Below are 21,302 nucleotides of genomic sequence, written 5' to 3'. Positions count from 1 at the left end.
TCCAGGCCTATGGTCGGCATAGATCCTTCAGAGATCCGTGTCGCGGCTTACCACTAAGGAGAACACCATGCCTGAGTACGACGATCTCCGCGCGCTGTACGTCAACTGCACCCTGAAGCGATCACCGGAAGTCAGCAACACCGAGGGCCTGATCGACGTCAGCCGGAAGATCCTCCAGAAACAAGGCGTCCAGGTCGACCTCATCCGCGCCGTCGACCACGACATCGCCACCGGTGTCTGGCCGGACATGACCGAGCACGGCTGGGCGACGGACGCTTGGCCGGCGATCCAGGAGCAGGTGATGGCGGCCGACATCCTGGTGATCGCCGGACCGATCTGGCTGGGTGACAACAGTTCGGTCACCAAGCAGGTCATCGAACGCCTGTACGGCAACTCGTCGATCCTCAACGAACACGGGCAATACGCGTACTACGGACGTGTCGGCGGCTGCCTGATCACCGGCAACGAGGACGGCGTAAAGCACTGCGCGATGAACGTCCTCTACTCGCTACAGCACCTCGGCTACACCATCCCGCCGCAGGCGGACGCCGGATGGATCGGCGAGGCGGGACCGGGTCCGTCGTACCTGGACAAGGGTTCCGGTGGGCCGGAGAACGACTTCACCAACCGGAACACCACGTTCATGACCTGGAACCTGTTGCACCTGGCAAGGATGCTGAAAGACGCGGGCGGCGTCCCGGCGTACGGCAACCAGCGCTCCGAATGGGACGCCGGCTGCCGCTTCGACTTCGAAAACCCCGAATACCGCTGAACCCGGCCCGGTCGCCGACTCTGATCCGCCATGCCCGACGTGGAGTTCACCAACCTGTTTGCGGTCACCCTGATCGCACTGCTCGCGCCACTACTGCTCGGCCTGGCACCGCGGCTTCGGGTGCCGGCCGTCGTCCTTGAGATCGTGGCCGGCATCGTCATCGGACCACACGGCCTCGGGCTGGTCGAGGTCGACGTACCGCTGCAGATCGTTTCCCTGCTGGGACTGGGATTCCTGCTGTTCCTGGCCGGTCTGGAGATCGATGTGCATCAGCTGCGCGGTCGGGTGCTGCGGCTGGCGGTGCTGGGTTATCTGGTGACGCTGGCGCTCGGCGGTGTCGCAGGCGCGGGATTCTCGGCGGCCGGCTGGGTTCAGAGCGCGTTGCTGCTCGCCGTCACCCTCTCCGCGACCTCCCTGGGGTTGGTCGTGCCGGTGCTCAAGGACGCGGGGAAGGCCGATGGCGCCGTCGGCCAGTTCACCATCGCCGCGGCGTCAGTGGCCGATTTCGCCGCGGTTCTCCTGCTGTCCTTGGTGTTCTCGACCGAAGGCGGCAGCCCGGGCGAGCGCCTGATCATGGTCGGCCTGTTCGCGGTGCTCGTCGTGGTCACGGGCATCGTGGTCGCGACCGCGGGACGTTCCCGGCGAATCGGTTCCGTGCTGTTCCGCCTGCAGGACACGACGGCCGAGATCCGCGTCCGTGCAGCCGTCGTACTCCTAGTCGCCTTTGTCGCGCTTGCCGAGCAATTCGGTCTGGAGACGATCCTCGGTGCCTTCCTGGCCGGCGCGGTGGTCGGGCTGGTTGACCGCGACGCGAGTTCGCATCCCCGCTTCCGGATCAAACTGGAGGCGCTCGGCTATGGCTTCCTGATCCCGGTCTTCTTCGTGACCAGCGGACTGCGCCTCGACCTGCGCGGGCTCATCGACGATCCTTCCGCCCTCGCCAGAGTCCCGCTCTTCCTGGTTGCGTTGCTCGTCGTCCGCGGCGTGCCGGCGCTCCTATCAATCCGGACCCTCGGCCCCCGCTCGACGGCCGCCGTGGCGCTCCTCCAAGCGACCTCCCTGCCGTTCATCGTCACCGCAACCCAAATCGGCGTCACCACCGGCCTAATGGCCCCCATCACCGCCGCCGCCCTAGTCTGCGCCGGCCTCCTCTCCGTCCTCCTCTTCCCCGCCCTCGCCCTGGCCCTACTCAGGCAGGTCTCGCAGGTGGAGGACCGCGCGGCGTGAGTGCCGTGCGGTCCCCCAGCTGTCGTCAGGTCATCCGCACAAGAGGCCGAGGACCGTTGCCGTGCCGGTTTTACCCGGGCTCGGCGAATAGCCGGGATTCACTCGCACGATGGCGATTGCGGGCTTGGTGCCGCTGATGATGTTCCCGTTCTTGACCACCCTGGACGTGACCAGTACCGCGGTGTATTCCGGAAGGACATTCGATGGCGGCGGGCTGTTCCCCGGCAGGGAGCGCCAGGTCCCGCCACACGTGGTCCGTCCGGCCGGGTCGTTGGAGAAGCCCTTGAAGCTCTTCGGGGCGGTCCCGCCACTCACCGAGTTCGCGAGGTACCACGTGTCGCTCCAGAAGGTCGCTGTGGCTCCGACGGTGTCGTTGCCGTCACCGATGACGAAGTTGCCGCCCGGTGTCCAGGTGAACACCACCACGGACGCGCTCGTTGCCGACGGCAAGTAATACGCGTCGCCGGCGAAGGCGGCCGAAACCGTCGTCGGCCCGCCGGGTTGGTTCACCGATGCGATCGTGCAGCTGGCGATACCGCCGGCAGTCGTGACTCCGGAGCAGGATTGCGCTCCCGGTCCCGTGCCGAGGGTGAGCTGGACGGTCCGGCCGGCGACCGGCGTCGGGTCGTCCTCGGTAAGGCGAGCCGACAGAGTTGCCGGATCACCGTTGCCGACGAACGCGGGACCCGTGTACGTGAGCGTGGTCTGCTCCTTGTTGAGGGTGAATGCGACGCCAGGCGAGGTGGTCGCCTCGTACTGCGCCGAACCCGCGAAGCTCGCCGTAGCGGTGTACGGTCCCGGCACCTGCTGCGGAGTGAATCCACAGGTCGCTACGCCACTCGCGTTCGTCACGCCGGTGCAGGTGTCGGTGCCGAACCCGATTGTGAGGGTTTCGCCCGGCAAGGCTGCCGAAGTGAGCGCGTCCCGCAACGTGCCGCTGACCGTCAGCGGATCGTGGTACTCGCCACTGGTCGGCCCGGTGTACGCCGCTGTGGTCGGGTGCTTCTGCCATGTCACCGTCACCGTTGTGGTCTCACCGGCATCCTGGGTGGTGTCCTCGTCGAGGTCCGCCCAGATGGTCACGGTGTCCGAACCCGCGGTGCCGTTGGAGTACGAGAAGGTCGCCTGACCGGCCGCGTTCGTCGTACCGGTTCCGCTCGTGTCCGACGGCGTACCGCTGCTGGCAACGGTGAACCGAACCGGGATGAACTGTTCGTTCTCGCCGTGCGCACCGGTGACCGTCGCGGTCACGGTGGTGCTCTGTCCCCACGGGAGCGGGTTCGGGCTAGCCGATCCCGCGACGTTTGTGGGTGGCGAGAAGTCGACCCGTGCGCTCCAACCGTCGGTGGCACCGCCGACTCCAGCTCGGCCGTCACCCCAGGAGGGGTGTACGACGTTGTCGGGGCCGACGTCGACTGCCAGGTAGTCGCCGATGAAGCCGGTCGCTTCAGGCGTTGGCTGCGAATTCACCTGCACCGCGGTGAAGGCAGGCGTCGCAGCGACAGCGCCGTACGACAGGAAGACGTTGTGGTTGTTCGTCTCGTCATCGTTGCTGTAGTAGGCAACGTGCACCCGGCCTTGCCCCACGTCGACCCAAGGCATGAACTGGCCGTCCGGCTCTGCCTCCACATCCACGCCGGATGGCGCCGTCCACCCTGCGTTGTCGATCGCGGACGAGATCAGGATGTCGGCGTCACCACCGTCAGCGTCGGTGTAGTCGGCCCACACGACGAAAGCCCGGCCGGTTACCGGGTCGACGTCGATGCTGGGGAATGACCGGGCCCGGAAACCGGTCGCGATCGCCGGGTTCACGTTGTCCAGGGTCGCGACCTGGACCGGCGCGCCGAAGTTCTGCCCGTCATCTGTCGAGCGCGCCACCCAGACCGACGAGTCGGCACCGTCGCCGATCCCGTTGCAGAGCGTCGTCCAGGCGACGTACAGGTCACCGCTGTTGGCCTCCTGGGCCAGTTCAGCACCGTGGTTCAGGCAGCCGTTCTGCGCAGCGTCGGTCGACAGGATCAGAGGTGCCGAGAAAGCGAAGCCGTCGCCCGCCCCGTTCAGATCGCGAGAGAACGCGACCTCGTTGTTGTTCGCGCCGCCGAAGGGCGTCCAGGCCACGTAGACGTTGTCATTGGCGGCCCGGTCGACCAGGATGAATTCCTTGTCGTTGCAGATGGTCGTGCCGCCGGCCGCGACGATACCGTTGGCCGGATCAGTCCAGTTGGTGCCGTCGTCGGTGGATGAGCTGACGAACAGCGTGCATGGATCCTCGCTGCCGCGGTGCACCAGCGCCGAATAGTAGATCCGCCCGCCGGCGCCGAAATCAACCGCCGGGTCGCTCATCAGCAGAGTGTCACCGTCGCCACCGACGTCGGTGACGGTCAGCGTGCCGAACGGCAGGTCGCCGCTGGTCCAGTTGCGTCCCCCGTCGGTGGAGGTGTACCACTCCTGGCTGTTGCCACCGCCGCGCTCGTTCGCGCCGGCGGCCAGGTGATTGGCGTTGTTCGGATCGACGACGATGTGCAACTCGCGCTCGCTCGCGGCGAGATTGGCCATCGACACGTCTCGGATGACCGGTGTGGTCACATGGTTCGCCGTCGCCGGCCCGGTACTCGTGCCCAGCCAGGTCAGCGGAATCAGGCTGCAGGCGACAGACGCCCGCAATAGTCGGTGTTTCACAGTTCCCCCACTTGCTGGTGTCAACAACTCTCTGTTCGCATCGCCAACCGTCCGTCGACCACCTGTGACGGAAGAGCCAACCCACGCCCAAACCGCCAGTCTCCGGTCTGGTCGCGGAACCACACCTGGTCGTCGCCGGTGCGGTCAGTGATGCGTGGCGTCCGATCGACCTGGTGTCCGTCGCGAGTGCTCAGCTCGACGGTGTCCGCCGAACCGAACAGGCGGTCATCCGGAAACAGTCGAGCCGCGCCTCCCGGCGGGATCGCGGCAGCGATCGAAACGCGTGCGGAGCTACCCGTCGATGCGGATCGAACGGTCCAGCAGGCGAGGTCCACCGCCTTGCTGGTGCCGTTGAAGAGCAGCACATATTGGCCGCCCGGCGACGGGTCTTCAGATGCGACCTCCACCGCGATGATCCGGATCAGACCATCGGGTCGAGGGGTGGCCTGGCTGGCCGGCGACGTGTTTGCCGTCGGCAAGCTTGTTGGAGACGTGACAGGTGCCGGCGTCGGACCACCTTGGCCCTCGTCGTCGCTACACCCCGGCAGCGCGAGCAACGCGCCCACGATGAGCAGGAATGCAGCCGCAAATCCCCGTGCTGCCATGGCCTGACCCCCAGCCCGAGCGCTGCCGCATTGTCAGCGGCCCCCCGCACGGGCACATGACCGAAGTTAAACCCAGCTTGAGACCACGGCAAGAGCTCGATCGCACCCATCCCGGCCCCGCACAATCCCAGGCCCTGGCCAACTTTGGAGATCGTGGGAGCCGGACGGTGGTCGCCGGCACGCACCGCCCTCAGCGAGACGCGAAAAGGTGAATCGTCGACTCTGGCGCGGCACTCGCGTCGACTCCGACTGGCAGCGCGCCCGAACGGTTTGGTGACCCCCAAGCCTCGAGGATGCGATTTCCGGGCTGGCAGCAACCGCCTACCGATTCAACCGACGTCTACAGCCCCGGGCCCCAGCCGCTGCACGCCGAGTCCTTCTGGGCTGCCCGCGCCGCTGTCGCGGGAGCTGATGGTCCGCAACCGGAACACTGCCAATATCCGCTTGAGCCAGGCCGGTCCGCCGACAACGATGGGCTTCATGGTTACCATTCGCGGACATCGACGCAGCGATTTGCCCCAGGTGTGGACGCTGGCCACGATGCCCCACATCGGAGCAACCGCCGATCCGTCGGCGCCGCTGCCGCTGCCGGCCGCGGCCGAGCCACCGACGGCGTTCCCGGTACTGGCCGACCCTGATGCCCTGCCCGGTGGCGACCTGCTGGTCGGCGAGATCGATGGCCACATCGTGGCGATGGGCGGGCTTTGGGACCACGGCCAGGGCCGCGCCGAAATCGTCTTCGTCCGAGTACACCCGGCCACCCGACGGCGCGGGATCGGCCGCCGGCTCATGACGGCATTGGAAGAGCGCGCTCTCGCCTTGGGATACGACGAGGTCGTGCTGAACACGGCCACCAATCAACCGGAAGCGGTCGCGTTCTACCGCGCGCTCGGCTACAAGGGCGTCCGTACCGAGACGCGCCCTGAATGGCACTGGACGCTGATCCACTTCGAGAAACCGCTCGGTGCATCCGACAGCCGATGAGTCAAGGTGCAGCACCACATCTGCATTCGTTGCCGTTCATGCGGCCGCTAAAGCTTCAGGGCGGCCCCAACGTCCCAGCGAATCCAAGACATCACCCGGCGCGACGATCAACTTCATGGATGGCGTATTACGCCTGCGTACTCAACGGCTGATTGGCCGCCGGACGCCGGCCTCACGACGCCACCGCCTTCGCGGCCTGGGCCGCGCGAACAGCTCGGGGGGGAAGTCGATCGCGATCGTCGCGGAGACACTCGGCTACGTCACCAAGACGATCGAGCAACACGCCCGCGGATCAGCAAGCACCTAGGTGCGTGTTCCTCCTCGGACACAAACAGAGGTACTGCCTTACCCTCGACCTGCGCCCGCCATCGAACGCGCCGTGCACGCCCTCGCACAGTCTTGACCTGACCCCTGTACGCCGAACAGCACGCGGCTCGGCGGAGGACGACTGACCCGGCCGCGCCTCGTAGGCACGGCCGGGTCATCGGTCGGATCAGTAGATGGTCACACCGTAGACGCTCGCGGCTTCGGTCACGGGCTGGAAGAACGTCGTACCCCCGCGGGTGCAGTCGCCGCTGCCACCGGAGGTCAGGCCGAGCGCCTTCGTGCCGTCGTACAGCGGGCCGCCAGAATCGCCCGGCTCCGCGCACACGGTCGTCTGGATCAGTCCGCCGACCTTGCCACCGCCGGTGTACCGGACGGTGACGTTGAGTGCGGTGACCCTGCCGCTGTGGGTTCCGGTGGTCGAGCCCTTGCGAGTGACCGTCTCTCCGACGAACGCGTTGGCCGCGGTGAATCCACCCGGGTGGCTCAGCGAGGCGTTGTCATATCGGACCAGCGCGTAGTCGTTGCCTGGGAAGCTGGAGCCCACTGTCGGGCCGATCAGCGTGGAGTGGTTGGAGTTGGTGTACCAGGTCTTCGCCGCCTTCCCGCAGTGGCCGGCGGTGAGGAAGTAGTAGGTACCGCCCTTCACCACGTTGAAGCCGAGCGAGCAGCGGTACTGGCCGCCGTAAATCGCATCACCCGCCGAGACCAGCGGCCTGAAAACGCCGCGCGTGCGATTGACCTGTACCGCATCGTGTTTCAGCGCGGCGAGTCCCGCCGCGGACACAGAGCTGTCCGCGGTGACGACCACCTTGCCGGAGGCCGCGTCGGTGTACCAAGCGATGCCCTTCACCCCTGACCGTTCCACCGCGGCGTTTGCGGCAGACAGTTGCGCGGCCGGCGAAGGTACGGCGGCTCCAGCGGCCGGTACGGCGTACAGGGATGCCGCGATCGCGCTCACCACGGCCACGAGTTGGGCGGGCCGGCGCAGGCGGCTCCAGACTGACGTGCGTTCGAGCCTCATCTGTTCCTCCGAGGAGTGAACGGGACCGATGGACGGGGTCCCTCGAACCGTCGGGCTGGTGGCGGCACGTAGCCGTGACACCACTGGCCGACACTCAGGAGTATCTGCCCGTCCGGAGTTACGGGCAACGGCTCGCCAGCCGCCGAGTCAGCGATCGACAACCCCACGAACGGCATCAACGACCTTGGCGACGGTCTCGTCCGAGGCCGCCTCCTTGCCGACAGAGAAGTCAAAGTCGACCTTGCCGTCCTTACGGCTGACCTTCACGTCGAATTTCGTCTGCAGAAAGGCGACGAGCACGCCGAGAACGAGCGCCGCCGTGACCGGGTCAGCGAACATCTGAGTCTCGTCAGGAAGCCGGGTCAATGACTCCTCCACCACTGGCGCGGTCTCGGAGTCTTCGACGAGCAAAGTCAATGCAGCCCGGACGTAGGTGTCCACGTCTACCGATGGGCGAATCACGTCGTCGGGCGCCACTGGCTCGTCGGGCCGGGTCACGAACGCTGCGACCAGCTCGCGGGCGGACTCCTCATCGTCGACCTCGAGCGGGGCCGTATCCGCCAACAGCCGGTCCATCACGGCCTGGAGCAAGCGCTCGCTGTCTTGGTTGCTCAGTGCTCCGACGCGATCCGCGATGTCATTACCGCTCATTGTCCGAACCCCTCCAGTCTCCAGAAACCATGAAGGCACCCCAGTGGTAAAGATGAGAGTACGGCGGACCGGAGGTGAGCATCTTGCGCTGAGCAATGGCCAAGGCCTCGCAGGCAGGAAATCCCTCACCCAGGTGGGCTGCGTAGAAGTCCTCGAACAATGCCAAGGACGACCGCTGGTCCACGTTCCACAGCGCGCTGACAATGGTGCGGCAGCCGGCCGCCTGCAGCGCCCGGGTCAGAGTGCTCGACTCCTCCTTGGCCGCCACCGCCGCCCTCCGTGCGGTCGAGCACGCACGCAGTGCCACGAGCTCCAGCCCGAGCGACTCCTGCGCCAGGTCCCGGACGGTCAGCTCGAAGGCAGCGCGCTCGAGCAACGGAACCGACTGAGTACGACGCGACGGACGCCGTTGGCCGTCACTGAGCAGAAGACCTGAACCTAGCGGGTCGTGGGTATCGACGAAGCCGTGGCACGCGAGTTGTGCGAAGTCGCTGGTACGTACTCCCTCGAGCACCGCGGCGGGTGTCGCATCTGCTCCCAAACGGGTGGTCACTTCCACATCCAGGCCGTTGAATACCCGTTCGTCATCCTCAAAAAACTCGGGGTGCCCGTCCTCGGCCGCGGCAACGCCCGCCACGAAGACGGCTTTGGGGCCAGCTACGGCAGGGGGCACAGCGGCTGCTGCTACCAGGCTGCTCAGGCTCGGTTGCACGACAACTGCGGCCCTCTCGAGCAGCCGGACGCCCAGCCGGTCGCGCACTGCGTGCAAAGGCAGCCCCTCCATCGAACTGCTCGGCACGACACAGACGACGTCAGGTGTCCCGACGACGGGAAGAACCTCACCAAGGCGCGCCAGGACGTCCTCGGTCGCCGTCAGATCCACCGCCGCCAACTTGATAGCAGCCAGCGGAGCGCGCGGGGGAAACCGGGTCGGGTCACCGTTGAACGCAATGCTGAGACTCTCGGCCGCCGCATCCAGCTCGGCCGCGGTCACTGTCAACGGCACCCAGCTCGCGCCTTCCCCACCGGAAGTGACCACGAACGCCCCGACCCTAGTCTCGGTCTCCACGAAGGAGACGACTGCAGTGGCCCGGCGATCCTCGATGCGGAGCGCGCTGCGGACATCGTCAATCCCTGCCACACGACCCGCACTCACGCCTCTCGTGCGATCAACTCCTCCACCCGGGCGCAGCGCGCCTGTCAGCGTCACGGGGCGGCTGGCCTCATGCAGCCAGAATGCTTCCACACGAGCTTCTGGTGAGTTGTCTTCCAGCAGCGCGTCGACCAGCCCGAGGTACAGAGGGCGGGCGGTGTCGAGCAACCAGTCTCCGTCGATCGCCTGCTCGGCCAAACGAACTCGCTCCTCGACCGAGGCGACTGCTGACCGGAGCCGAGCGATAGCCGCTGTCCGCCCCCGCGGTGTCTCGTTCTCGATCGCAGCGGCCGCGAGCTCCGCATGAATGCAGACGGCCACGCTGGAACGGCTGTCCGCGAACGCCTCGATAAAGGCGTCGAGGCGCTCGAGAGCGCGACGGTCGTCGCCGCGCTCACGGTCGTCAGCGGCAAGTTTGAGCGCGAGCGTCCCGGCTAGCAGGAGGTCACCGTGGGAAACGAGGGCTTCCGCAACCTGATCGGCCAAGTAGCGCACCTCCGGATTGCTGAAATCCCGCGCGACCGAAGTGATGTAGGTGACGAGGGCGTTCTCGTTACCCTCCTCAGCCCACAGCTGCCAGAGCCGCTGACCCACTTCGAGATAGGACTTCTCGTCGCCGAGGTCGCTGTAGGCATGAGCCAGGCCCGGGACGGTGATCCAGAAAGAACCGCTGCTGAGATCGTCGCCCAAGAGCTCCAATGCCTGCAGGTACAGGTCCCGTGCGGACCGAGGATCTCCACCGTTTGCGTAGGCGAGCGCAAGGTTGTTTCGTGCCGCGATCCTCCTGCCTCTAAGGCCAGAACTGTCGGCTTCACGAAGGATCGCGCGGAACGCCGGCAACGCCCGCAATGGCTGGCCGCGCTTCAGGTAGCTCGCCGCCGCGTTGTTCAGAGCTTCGAAGCGGCGCGGGTCGTCGCCAAGCTGTCGGGCGAGCCGGGCCGCCTCGCGGAAATCGTCCTCCGCCCGCGTGTAGTGGCTGAGGTCGTCATGGATCAGCCCGCGCACATTGAGCATTCGCATCAGATTCTCTTCGAGGCCCACCTCAGCTGCTACCGGAATGCTCTGATCGAGGAGCCGGAGGGCGTCGAGATACCTGCCCGAATCACGCAACGAGAATGCGTTCGCCTCGTAGATCGGGACCATTACCGGAGTGACATCGTCAAGTGGCTCAGCCGCGCGCTGTTGGGCATAGCCACCGGAGTGCCGGTGCAGCGAGTCCATCGCCATCTCGGCGGCTGCCTGAAGATCACCTTCACCCTCGGCAACTGCCAGCGCTCGTGCTTTTTCGAAATGCCACTCGGCACGCGGCATGGACGTCGCCACGCAGCCGCGCGCCCAGATGAGATGGGCGAGGATGCGCGACCGGCCGCCCAGTAGCGCGCCAATGGTGATGACCATCGCGGTCCCGTTGGCATGCGGTGAAACACCATGGTTCGCCAAGTCCGCGTGCCACGCTGCCACGGACGACATCACGTCGTGGTCGAGCAGCGAACGCTGCTCGCGGAGAACAGATAGGGCTCCAGGCCAGCCACTGGCCAGGCTGGCCTCCCGCAGCAAACCGTTGACCTCGCCGGAAATGTGGTCGAGGCTCAACCAGGCCCGAGGAGCCTCGAGATCGGAGATTGCCCGGGCGAGGAAGTCGGCGGCAGCCGCAGTCGCTGGGTTCGCCTCGCCGACCTCGACGGAATGCGCAAGCAGTGCACCTGCGACCTCGGTGGGTGGGCGCCGCGACACGCGCACAACCTCGATCGCGGCGGCCACGGTCTCCGAAGCCAGCAGCGTCTCGACCAGAGGATCAGTGGTCATCCCGGACCGTCCTCGGCGACGGCCTCCGCGACCAACTGGCGCTCCTGGTCGGACGAGGCGCGTTCCATTGCGGTCATCAGAATTGCCCGCCCTTCGTCCTGCGCTCCCGTCTCTCGCAGGACCAAACTAACGTTGTAGGCGTCGGCGAAGCTTCCGTCCTCAATGGCCCAGGCCGCGAGAGCGACTCGCTGCGATTCGGCCGGCTGATCTGCCGCCAACAACCCGAGCGCGTAGTTCACGGCGTAGGTGGAGTTCGCCGGGAATGATCGTGCCCAACGCTCGAGTTCCGCGACGGCCGCCGCCCTGGTGTCTGCGTCGCCAGAGCCGGCCTCGTCGAGCAGGTTCCACTGGCGCTCATGCGCGTCATGCGCCCATTGCCGGGAGTCGTCGGCCCTCAGCTCACCGGCCGCGGCGAGGACTCGCGATGTTGGATCCAGTCGCTCGAGTACGGCCAGCGCGTTCGCCATCTCCTCAGACCGCCTGGTGACGGACGAAACGTAGGCGACGTGCTCCCAGGCGCTGACCGACCGCGGATGACGATCTACGGCATCGCACAATACGCCGAACGCCTCCTCTAGTGCGTCGTTCACACCCATCCCATGGAGCTGGAGCATCGCCCGGACGAGCCCGACGTAATCGTCGGCACTCCCCTCCTCCGCCACACGCTCGCGGTAGTACGCGCAGCGCAGTTCCGCCCATGTCTCCTCAATGTCTGGCGGAACCTCACGACCAGCCCTGTTCGCGCCCACGTCGTCGTCCATGGCGGCCCCCTCCGTCAGGAATCCGCACAGGGCGGACTGGAAGTCCATTGGATTCGGTCGCGCGGCAATCGTCAATGACCGCCGGCATCCGATACAGGTTCGGGCCCGACGGCCGATGGCCTTTGTCAGGCCGGACGACGCTGCTGGTCAGAGCTTGGGCGACCCGACCGCGCGATTCCGGTGCTGCAGTCGGCCACGGCGAGATACGACGACACTGACTCACGAGACAAGGCCCTCTATCTAACTTGGTTGGCCCACGCACACATCGACGCAGACGACCCGGCTCAGGCAGCAGCCGTCTGCGAACAGGCGCTAGATCTGGCGACCGGCGTCGGCTCGCTCCGTCCGGGCGAACGTATTCAAGGTGTACTACGACGCCTCGTTCACTTAGGAACTCCCGAGGTAAAGGCCGTGCTCGAACGAGCTCGCGGTTAGTTATTCGTCGTTCGATCAATCCAGGCCAGATATTCAGCTGAACCTGCCACCAGTGCAGTAGCTGAAACCTCAGGGTTCTGCCATGAGTGCTCACGGCGAAGGTGAGACTCCAACTCCGAGTACCTCTTCTCGGCCGTCTTGAGTGTGACTTGCCACTCCTCGGCTTCCCCGTACTCACATTCGTGCCAGAAGACAGACGTGGCAGGCCCTTGGACCTCGCTATGTGCCGAGCCCTCGACAGTCGTGGGGGGCGGGGACGTCAGCGGAGGCGCATGCCGGAGATGGCGCGGGAGATGACGAGGCGCTGGATTTCGGAGGTGCCTTCGAAGATGGTGTAGGTCTTTTGCAGCATGGCACGGGCTTCCGCGCCGATGGGCTGCTCCGCCCTCTGACGTGCAGGTTTGTCTGTCTCTCGTCGGTGATCAGTGCTGACTATCGTTTGTCAGCCTCTCACGGAGCTGTGACGGAGCAGGAATTTGCCGATAGCAACCTCTTGAGCGTGGTAGGTGCAGATCTCCGATCTGGGCCAGGAGCCCGATCGGACTGTCCGGCGGACACGCAGCCGGGACGGCCTGGTCGCTGGATCAGCCAGACCTGCCGGTGGCGCGTGCGATCAGAATCGCCACCACGATCACCAGGATCACTCCGGCACCGACAGCCATTCCACGGGCGAAGAATTGCCATCGCCGGTCATCATCGACGTAGTAGTGCACCTGTGGCTCGCCGCCACGGCTCGCCGACGAGGTCCCGGCCGACAGCGACCTGCTGACGTCCTCGGCGTCCTTGACCGCGTCCGCCAACTCGGTGGCAGCCGACTGCAACCCAAAGACCGTGTCGTCGTTGATCGTGGCGGTTGCGGTATGGAGCATTCCGGCGGTGTCCTCAAGGTTTCTCAGCATGTTCGCCGACCGCTCCAGCGATTCGACCGCATCCAGGTCCAGCCTCGGCCGGTCGAACACCTCAGCGACCATCGACCGCAACATTCGTGCACTGTTGGTACTGATGTCCTCGACCCGCGCGATCGCCTCGAGGATATCCTCCTTCGCATCAGTGACAACGTCGGTGAACACGTCCTGCAGCTCGCGTGCGTCCGCAACCTGAACGTCGGCCAGGTCCGCGGCTGCCTCGCCCTCGCGAGCTCGCTTCCAACCGTGGAGTTTGGCCTTCGGGTACACGTGTTCGTACGCCTTGCTGTCTACCCGGATGTGATGTGCCTGGCACAGCAGCAACAAGTTCCCGAAGTTGTTGCGCTGAGCAACTGGCATGTGCACTTCAAACCGGGGACCCTTTTCGTCGAGGGCGCAGATGTGCGCGATCTGGATGTTGATGCTCGGTTCGCCGTCGATGAACCGCATCACCTGCTCCGGGCACTTCGGGGCATAACAGTGGCCTCGGCTCAGCATGAATAGGGCCGCACGCACCGCAGCCCTGTAGTTCCGTGCCGGGCTCACGGCCGACGCCCCAACCCGTCACGACGCACGCCGGTCATCTGACGCCCTCCATTAGGTTCCATGCTCGGACCGCCCAGTCTCCCGCCATTTCGATCGAGTTCGTCGCTATGACATGACCCGGAGGCACCGCCCTGAGCCCGCAAAACGACGGTGGGCAACAGCGTCAGACTGATCATGCTTCCCTTTCAGCCTCCGCTCGAATGCGTCATCGCTGGTTGTCGATGAATTCTGCCAGGCCGTTTGCGCGCAACTCGGTCAGCTGGTCGATTAGGTCGAGACAGCGTTCGCGTTCCTCGGCTGCTTCGCTTTGCCGATGGAGGCGGAGCCGACTGAGGTCCTGGGCCACTCGCGCGGGAGCCTTGGCGAGGTTCCCGATGTCTATGCCAATGGCCTGAACGACTCGCTCACATACGAGGAGCGTCGAAGATGGCACAACCTGTGCCCTCTCGGCGAGGGCCCTATGGCCTGTTGGTAGTCACCTCCGAACGCGGCTGACGCTAGGAAGCGTGCGAGCAGTTCGTCCAGAAAGCGTCAGCTACTGCCCCATGGGTTCTTCCCTCGGCGCTCTCCGACTATCCGATGCCCAACCGGACACGGACACGGACCAGCGGCCGAGCACAGCTCGCTGAGCTTGCACGCGAACAGGTTTGCATCCACAATTGCAATCTTCCGCACATTGTTTGCGTGGGCAGGAAGGGCTAGACCATGCCGGTCGGGACCACATACACCATGCTGTTCTATCCGCTTGTACACCCACCCAAATTGACACTCTTCGAGGCCGTGCTGTACTGGGACGGGTTGACCAGCCTAGTCCCTACCAACGTCAACTACTTTTCAGCGTTTGGGAATTCAAATGAACTGGGCTTACTAAGAGACGAAGGGATATACACGCCGACTCTCCTTGACGATAACCTTCCCGGATACGACGCTCTCGTCGACCAGTTGGCGCAGATTTCGAGCCTCTTCGACACTTACCATCACCCGCCCAGCGAGCAACTCAATATGTACACCCGGCTGTGGCAGGGGAAGTTGCCGTTGAGAATCGAACACGACCTGCTATCCAGCGGACTAATCGTGCCGGATGACACGCAGCCTGGCGCCTTTCGAGGTCACGCCGGGATGCTAAGCGCGCTCCTAAGCCTCGCTGCCAGCCAGGCCGCCACGCAGTTGCAACGCATACCCGGCCGGAGCAGGTTCATACCGAGTACGAGTGACGAATTCGCCGATCGATGCGCCACAGATCCAACTGCGGCCTCTCAAGTGACCCCTAGTTGGGTGCTCGACGTGAGTCGTGCTCTACCTGTGCCTCCACAGGACACACCACTTGAGAGGGTTTTGGATTTTCGCGCCGAGTTCGAAGATGAGCGGCGAGGTTGCGTGCGGGCGGTCCGGGATCTACAGAACGATCTCCGAGAGTGTATCGACGATCCTTCCGAATTGGTTTGGGAGACGCAGGAGAAGATCGATGCCGCATTAACGGAACTGCGGTCAGGTGCGCGGGCACGCTTCGGGGATATCGCTACTAGATCAGTCGCGGTCACCGTCGCGATATCTGCTCCACTCGCCGCAGGCCTGCACGGTGGACCCCTGATAACTGCTGGAGCGGTTGCGCTCTCCGGCCTGGCGATCAATATCGCTTCCCGCAACATACGCAAGGCCGATGACAGGTTTTCCTACATCTATCAGCTCGAGAAGCGGTTCCCTGCCACTGCCTTCAGCTAATCACCGATTGCAAGCACGGGGCATTGACGCACCGGCACGCCCCCAGGTTCGCGGCCGGTCAGAACGCCGAGTACAGCCGGAGTCTTTCCGATACGCGTTCCAACTTGGCGATGTAGCCAGGTGGTCGACGGCGATCCTTGCCTGACGGCGTTACTGCTTCCTGCCGCGAGGCTTTCCCTTGAGCCACCGGCTTCCCCATCGTGGCTTCGGCATTTGTGGCCAGCCTTGCAACTCGAGATCACTGACAAGCTCCTGCCGCTCCACAGACACTGGTGGCCGAGCCGCCTTATCAGCCTGCACTTGATCCTCGCCGGGGCCGAGTATGACGAGCTGAGTGATACACCCCTCGGCATCAACCAGCTCGGAGCTGACGATCTGCCACCTACCGGGCGCGGAGCTCTCCTCGACTGTTTCCTTTTCCCGCAATCCATGCAAGGTTGCCGCCTTACCGGGGTATACGGAGGCGCCTTGACGCGTTCTGCGCCACATCTTCCACCGTGGCAGACGCTTCAGGATCCCGGTCTCATCACGCCGCCACCCACGGCCTTGGCTGTCTACAAAGGTCAGCACAACTTGTACGTCGTCGTTCATTGCGGCTAGGTCACATCCAATGACCAACCCCAAGGAAGCACAGAGGCTGGTGGCAGGCCCGATGACGTCAGCACGGGCCGCGTAACGCTGCTGCCGTGACCGCAGGAACACCGATGCGACGACACTGTAGTAAGGGTGTCCGGAAGAGTTCCTGACCTTGCAGACCATTTCGGAGTCCGACCAAGCTCCTGGCTCGTCGGGTAGATCGACATCGAGCGGAAGTTCCTGAGCCTGGAAGTACATCTCGCCATGGAGGCCTGATGCGTCTCGCCTGGTCTGATCCCGCTTTGTGGTGAGGATCGCGATGGCTGCGGCAAAGGCGGCAGCAGTGCCGGCCACACCGCCGACCGCATCCCCAGCAGAGCCGATTGTATTCCAGTCCATGGCAACATCATCTCGCTGTTGGGCAGTCTTCAGCACGATTTGCGTAGGCCCATCGGGTAGCCGGCAGCTACTCTAGAGCGCGCCCGACGCGCGCTTCCGGCGACCGCGGGGCGCGAGCGGTGACGGAGCAGGCCATTCAACGGTGCTGTTGGTGTCAATTGGGCGTTAGCCAGGCCCGTCGCCACCTCGACAAGACATCGGGAGCTGGTCCGGTCATCGCCATGCTGAGGATCTGCAACCGAGACCCTCAGCAGATTTGCTGACGCGCCAGGCTGCGACGGCCGCACAGGCCCAGTAGGTTCAGGCGTCTCCGAGCTTGGGTTCGAGGTTAAGACTTTCGGGCGTCAACTCGTCTGAGCTCAGCGGCTCGGCGCTCAAGTCGAGTCGGTTCGTGTATGAGCTGATGTCGATCGCCGCAACGGTGCCTAGACGTTGCAGCCGGCGAAACAAGCGGAAGAGAAAGAAGAGGAGTGTAGTTTCATCATCGCTGTACTCGGGCACATCGGCTTCTGGGTCGTCCGGGCGATCGAAGGAAATCGCTGCCAGGGCGCACCCAATATCAATGCGCCGATCGCCGGGTAGTCCCATGATCTGCTGGACAGCGGCTTTCCCCTCCAAATCCGACCACCCGTTCCTTGTGGTGACCATGCCGCCAATGATGTCGACCGGGGGCTTGGCTGGATACATTCCACCTGCGTGCGGGATAGGGATGCTCGTGCGGCGCAGTCGCCGAACACTCGCGACCTTTTTCCCCGCATAGTCCATCAGCGTCTTGTTCATCTCCTGCTTGACTTCGAATGCGGCGTAGATCGCCTCGGCCGGTACGAAGAGATCACCTGCAGAAGTCTGAGCTAGGAGCGGCGAATACTGGGGGTCGTAGATAAGCACGTCCATTTGCTCACTCATGTTGCCGTCGGCATCCATGACAATTCCCGCAGCCACCCCATAACGGGCAGGAAGGAACTCGCGGAGCACCCGAACCCAGTTTGCTTCAGAGTCATCACCGATCGTCGTTCCATGGGCCGTCAGTTCGGGCACGATTTCAAGAGCGACCAGCAGCTGGCGTTGCTTCTGCAGGAAGGCTGCCCGCAATCGCTCGTCTCTGCTCGTCATCACGTCTCAACCTCCCGAATCCGCACGTTGATCCTCGTGACAGTACCGTCTGCGCAGGCGCGAAGGCCGTGCGATCTCCATCCTCTGACTCCCAGGGAAAGGACCAGCAGATACACGTCGTACTCCCCCTGGCCAGCCAGCGCTCCTATCGCCCCTCGATCCATTCCACTTGGGCCTAATGGGACGGGGTGCGTGTGCCATTCACCCAAGTAGCCGAGAAGAGAGGACTTATCGTTCGCCAGGTGATGCCTGAGCGAGCGAGCAGCTTTTCGGGCGTCACGCCGGTATCGGATGCGAGTAGCTCTGGGGTCGGGAACAACCGGGGCCACAGTCACAGTCGGCTCACCATCAAGGAAGTAGCCAAGGAGGATACCGCCGGTCTCGCGTGGCAATGCTGCGCGTCCAGAGTCAGCCATGCAGTCGAGCATCGAGCTGCCAACCCAGAGGAAATTCATGGCACAACCGGAAACAGTTCGCGGCGCTCCCCAGCCGGCGGAACCGGCTCGCCAGCCAGCATCCGTATTGCCGTCCGGGCTCCGATCGCCGCCGTCTCGATCACGGCAATCGGAGGGGTCGGGCTGATTGGATCGCCGCATCCACCCTCACGCTCGGAAAGCGTCATTCCTCGCACACCGTCACTAGGCAAATTGTCAAAGCCGTCGAATGGCGGACAGACATCGACACGAGCGTACTGACCGTGTCCTTCTACGGCGACGCGCAGGAACCTCCTACCCGTTAGCCTCGATGCGGCTAGCAGGAGTTGCCAGGTGAGCCGGTCTCCAGTGCAGTCGACCACCAGGTCGCGTTCACGCAGGAGGACGATCGCATCGACGAGCTTCTTGATCGCTCCCCCCTGTCCGATCTGAGGGATGGGGGCCCGGTCGGCGGCGACACCACGTACGGCGTCTGTCTTGAGCGCTCCTGTGTAGCAGGAGGGAGCCGCATGCCTCACAAGGTTTCCCGGCTTGAGGTGGTCATCGTCGTGGATCCTGAGGTGGCGGACTCCGCTCCGATGAAGCATGTCCGCGACGTACGACCCAACGCTTCCTGCTCCGATCACAGAGACCGTCCGGTCTTCGACCTTGGAGACCTGAGGCCCTGCACGTCTGCGTTGGGAGGCGAATCGTTCCGCGACCTCAAAGTAGGGTTGCTTGAGTTCGCCTCCGGAGCGCGTTATCCAGAACCCGATGAGTCCGACAGCGCCGAGTCGCGTGTACCTGCAGACGAGTAGCACCGGCCATCCCACTGCGAGTACCTTCTCCGCGGATGCTCGATGCTGCCCGAGGGCGGCCAATAGGTCAGCACTGTTGACCAGCGGGACAGTCATCTCGCCTAAGTCGACGGCAATACCATTCAAGGGCTGGTGACTGCGCTGACGGCCCCGCTGCCGGGTCTTTGGTTTGCCACCAACTGGCGGCGCGGACCGTCGTCCACCAGCAACACTGAAGGAACCGTATTGGTTCGGTCGTGCCGCCCGAAACCAATACCCGGCCAAGGCCGGCCATTCGTCGATAACAAACAGTGGAACGCCGATTCGTTGGCCCCAACTCATCCAGTACGGCTGATGGTATGCCTCGAGGTCGAGGGCGGGTTCGTCGTCCATCCACCCGTTCTCGTCGTGCTCAATCCACACAAGCACGCGATCGAGCAGAGCAGGAACTTCTAGCCACGGAAGGTCGCCCATTGAGTGTCTGTCCCACAGGCACAGAACGCCGCCGGCACTGCGGTGCCAACTCATTTCGCTGGGGCGGTCAGGGAGGACTACGTCAGGCGGACCGTACGGAAACTGATCAGTGAGTTTGATCTCCACCCTCTCGTCGTTCAGGCCAACCTTTCCTACCCACTTCCACTCGCCCGGGGCGTCACTGGTGGACACAGTGCGGAATCCCGCCCGATTCAAGTCCTCGTCGAAACAGCGGAGGACAACCTCGACATGCGAGTCGACATCCGAATCCGTCATCCGAAGGTCGGCGAGTCTCCGCTAGGCAGGGACTTGCGCCCCGGCGTCCGCAAGGCATCAGTTGCGGCCGCGGCCGCCTCACTCGGCACGGCGGGAACTGGGAATACTTCGTCGCCGTCGCTGTTTTCGCCGAGCAGCGACTTGAACCCTTCCGCCGCGTCGTGATCATCCTCGGATTCGAACGCCTCCTCGGCGGTCATCGCGGCCTCTTCCCACTTGTCGGCGAGTGCGTCGAACTCATCCTGAGTCGCGCGGACCTCTAGTTCCTGGTCGGGTAGTGCCGGGTTGGTCAGACGTTCGGATCCGTCAGCGTGACCGCGGATCAGGGGCGCCATCTGAGCCAGGGCGCGCGTGTAATACTCAGCTGTAGATCCCAGCGCGTCGTCGCCGGTCGCGAGCGGCAGGTTGGCGAATGCGTGGTACGCCGCCACTTCCACAAACAGGCCACCCGGCTTGCTCTCCTCTCCCAGGAGGGCGCGCCGTGTCTGCCGGGCGAGCTTCACGACGGGCACGTAGTTTTGGTCAAAGTCAGCGTTTCTCGTACTGGACAGGCTCCCGAACTCAACGGGGTCAGTCTTCTCCCAGCCACCGTCCCTGTTCGGGATCTCCCACGCGTTGCCGCACGAACGTGCCGGAACAATGTCCACATGCATGTCGAATTCAGGAAACTCGACCTTCACGGACCGATCATTCTCGGCCACGCGGTCGCCATACTCGTCGGCGAGCACGGCCGCCATCTTGCCGAGCAGGTCTTGTGGCCCATAGCCATCAGGTAGCTCGGGCAGTTCGCAGAACACATCCACATCCTTAACTCTCCTGATCGACACCTCCCGTGCATACGAGCCTATGAGGAGCGTCTTCAGTCCCCATCCCCTCAACTCATCGTCCATGTCCAAGACGTCACGAACCTCGGCGTGTGCATCACGCGCGTGTTCGGCGTCTACGCCGGGCTCGATCGCCGACAAGGCGTTCTTGAACTCCTTGCTGAGGAGCGCCATAACGTTCCCCCCTTCCGGTTGCACAGCCGATGCTGGTATCTCCAACAGAGTAGGAGGCGGCACCGACAAAACCTGTGCGCCACCCAGAGGATCCGTCCTTGCCGCTTGTCGACGCCGCTCCGCAAATGTCATTCGGCTCTATTTCTCCGAGCCTTGAGCTCAGGTCGCCCCAGCTGCTAGCGCGACTCGGGCACGCACACGGCCCAACCTCACCCGTCGAAGTCCGCAGGCCCGCCCAGCGCAGTAGCGAGCCCGGCCCGAGCCACAGGCGCTGGCGGGCGTGTCGGCATCGCTCTCGACTACCTTGCAGCACGCGTCAACTGTCTCGGATCGCGCCTTCAATTCCGTGTCGGCTTGTTGAGCCGGTTCGCCACTGGTCCGCGAGTGCACTAGCCGAGGCACGCCGATGCCGAGTGGACGTCGCCGTCAGGCCAGACGGACGGCCACCCCTTCGACCGCCGTGGCTGCCGACTCGAATGCCCCAACGCTGTCACACTTCTTGCACTTAAGGCGTGAAGGCCGCGAATCAACTCAGAATTGACCGATCCGGGTGTCGCACGAGGCGAGTTCCGGTGGTGCACGGGGCGAGTGCTTTTGCCAGATTTCGTGGCGCGCTGCGGATGCGCTGGTCGCAGGAATATGAAGCTGGAGCTGGTAACTTC

18 protein-coding genes are annotated in these 21,302 nt (G+C 64.4%); 5 read left to right on the top strand and 13 right to left on the bottom strand.

Features of this window, described 5'->3' with window-relative positions; genetic code table 11:
* Positions 1 to 67 precede the first annotated feature (67 nt).
* Together OG394_RS06195 and OG394_RS06190 are read left to right on the top strand one after the other, a co-directional pair.
* Complete coding sequence (locus OG394_RS06195) at positions 68 to 772, top strand: flavodoxin family protein (protein WP_328993950.1); 705 nt, start codon at positions 68 to 70, stop codon at positions 770 to 772.
* A 30-nt stretch (positions 773 to 802) separates the two neighbouring features.
* Complete coding sequence (locus tag OG394_RS06190) at positions 803 to 1,999, top strand: cation:proton antiporter (RefSeq protein WP_328993948.1); 1,197 nt, start codon at positions 803 to 805, stop codon at positions 1,997 to 1,999.
* Positions 2,000 to 2,029: 30 nt separating this feature from the next.
* On the opposite strand, the gene OG394_RS06185 is transcribed toward OG394_RS06190, so the two are convergent.
* Both OG394_RS06185 and OG394_RS06180 read right to left on the bottom strand, forming a co-directional pair.
* Positions 2,030 to 4,678 carry a sialidase family protein gene (locus tag OG394_RS06185; protein WP_328993947.1) on the bottom strand — a complete coding sequence of 883 codons (2,649 nt, stop codon included), beginning with the start codon at positions 4,676 to 4,678 and terminating at the stop codon, positions 2,030 to 2,032.
* A gap of 20 nt (positions 4,679 to 4,698) precedes the next feature.
* Positions 4,699 to 5,283, bottom strand: a complete 585-nt coding sequence (locus OG394_RS06180) for a hypothetical protein (protein ID WP_328993946.1) — start codon at positions 5,281 to 5,283, stop codon at positions 4,699 to 4,701.
* A gap of 411 nt (positions 5,284 to 5,694) precedes the next feature.
* On the opposite strand from OG394_RS06180, the gene OG394_RS06175 reads away from it, so the two are divergent.
* Positions 5,695 to 6,267 carry a GNAT family N-acetyltransferase gene (locus OG394_RS06175; protein WP_328993945.1) on the top strand — a complete coding sequence of 191 codons (573 nt, stop codon included), beginning with the start codon at positions 5,695 to 5,697 and terminating at the stop codon, positions 6,265 to 6,267.
* Between the two features lie 115 nt (positions 6,268 to 6,382).
* Positions 6,383 to 6,574, top strand: coding sequence for a hypothetical protein (locus OG394_RS06170; protein WP_328993944.1), 192 nt, complete (start codon positions 6,383 to 6,385; stop codon positions 6,572 to 6,574).
* 186 nt (positions 6,575 to 6,760) lie between these two features.
* Here OG394_RS06170 and OG394_RS06165 read toward each other — a convergent pair whose 3' ends face one another.
* From OG394_RS06165 to OG394_RS06140, 6 genes are all read right to left on the bottom strand, one after another.
* Complete coding sequence (locus tag OG394_RS06165) at positions 6,761 to 7,615, bottom strand: S1 family peptidase (protein ID WP_328993943.1); 855 nt, start codon at positions 7,613 to 7,615, stop codon at positions 6,761 to 6,763.
* A gap of 147 nt (positions 7,616 to 7,762) precedes the next feature.
* Complete coding sequence (locus OG394_RS06160; protein WP_328993942.1) at positions 7,763 to 8,266, bottom strand: hypothetical protein; 504 nt, start codon at positions 8,264 to 8,266, stop codon at positions 7,763 to 7,765.
* Complete coding sequence (locus OG394_RS06155) at positions 8,256 to 11,225, bottom strand: CHAT domain-containing protein (RefSeq protein WP_328993941.1); 2,970 nt, start codon at positions 11,223 to 11,225, stop codon at positions 8,256 to 8,258. Before OG394_RS06155 ends, OG394_RS06160 begins: the two co-directional genes overlap by 11 nt.
* Complete coding sequence (locus OG394_RS06150; RefSeq protein WP_328993940.1) at positions 11,222 to 11,986, bottom strand: hypothetical protein; 765 nt, start codon at positions 11,984 to 11,986, stop codon at positions 11,222 to 11,224. The genes OG394_RS06155 and OG394_RS06150 overlap by 4 nt, the downstream gene beginning before the upstream one ends.
* Before the next feature lie 431 nt (positions 11,987 to 12,417).
* Complete coding sequence (gene cutA, locus OG394_RS06145) at positions 12,418 to 12,684, bottom strand: divalent cation tolerance protein CutA (protein ID WP_328996804.1); 267 nt, start codon at positions 12,682 to 12,684, stop codon at positions 12,418 to 12,420.
* Positions 12,685 to 13,005: 321 nt separating this feature from the next.
* A complete protein-coding gene (locus tag OG394_RS06140; RefSeq protein ID WP_328993939.1) occupies positions 13,006 to 13,776 on the bottom strand; it encodes a hypothetical protein in 771 nt (256 codons plus the stop codon).
* Between the two features lie 801 nt (positions 13,777 to 14,577).
* Between OG394_RS06140 and OG394_RS06135 the strand changes: the two genes are divergently transcribed.
* Positions 14,578 to 15,594: a hypothetical protein gene (locus OG394_RS06135; RefSeq protein ID WP_328993937.1), complete on the top strand. Its 1,017-nt coding sequence runs from the start codon at positions 14,578 to 14,580 to the stop codon at positions 15,592 to 15,594.
* Between the two features lie 150 nt (positions 15,595 to 15,744).
* Here OG394_RS06135 and OG394_RS06130 read toward each other — a convergent pair whose 3' ends face one another.
* From OG394_RS06130 to OG394_RS06115, 5 genes are all read right to left on the bottom strand, one after another.
* A complete protein-coding gene (locus OG394_RS06130) occupies positions 15,745 to 16,569 on the bottom strand; it encodes a hypothetical protein (protein WP_328993936.1) in 825 nt (274 codons plus the stop codon).
* Positions 16,570 to 16,869: 300 nt separating this feature from the next.
* Positions 16,870 to 17,682: a DUF6602 domain-containing protein gene (locus OG394_RS06125; RefSeq protein ID WP_328993935.1), complete on the bottom strand. Its 813-nt coding sequence runs from the start codon at positions 17,680 to 17,682 to the stop codon at positions 16,870 to 16,872.
* Positions 17,682 to 18,110: a Mov34/MPN/PAD-1 family protein gene (locus OG394_RS40025; protein WP_442914299.1), complete on the bottom strand. Its 429-nt coding sequence runs from the start codon at positions 18,108 to 18,110 to the stop codon at positions 17,682 to 17,684. Before OG394_RS40025 ends, OG394_RS06125 begins: the two co-directional genes overlap by 1 nt.
* A 23-nt stretch (positions 18,111 to 18,133) precedes the next feature.
* A complete protein-coding gene (locus tag OG394_RS06120; RefSeq protein ID WP_328993934.1) occupies positions 18,134 to 19,642 on the bottom strand; it encodes a ThiF family adenylyltransferase in 1,509 nt (502 codons plus the stop codon).
* The gene (locus OG394_RS06115; RefSeq protein ID WP_328993933.1) at positions 19,639 to 20,640 is read right to left on the bottom strand and encodes a nucleotidyltransferase; all 1,002 of its coding nucleotides are present in this window, start codon (positions 20,638 to 20,640) and stop codon (positions 19,639 to 19,641) included. Before OG394_RS06115 ends, OG394_RS06120 begins: the two co-directional genes overlap by 4 nt.
* Positions 20,641 to 21,302 lie beyond the last annotated feature (662 nt).

This window comes from Kribbella sp. NBC_01245 (assembly GCF_036226525.1).
Classification (GTDB): Bacteria; Actinomycetota; Actinomycetes; order Propionibacteriales; family Kribbellaceae; genus Kribbella.
The sequence above is the reverse complement of the archived record's forward strand: the minus strand, read 5'-3'. Positions and strand labels throughout refer to the sequence as shown.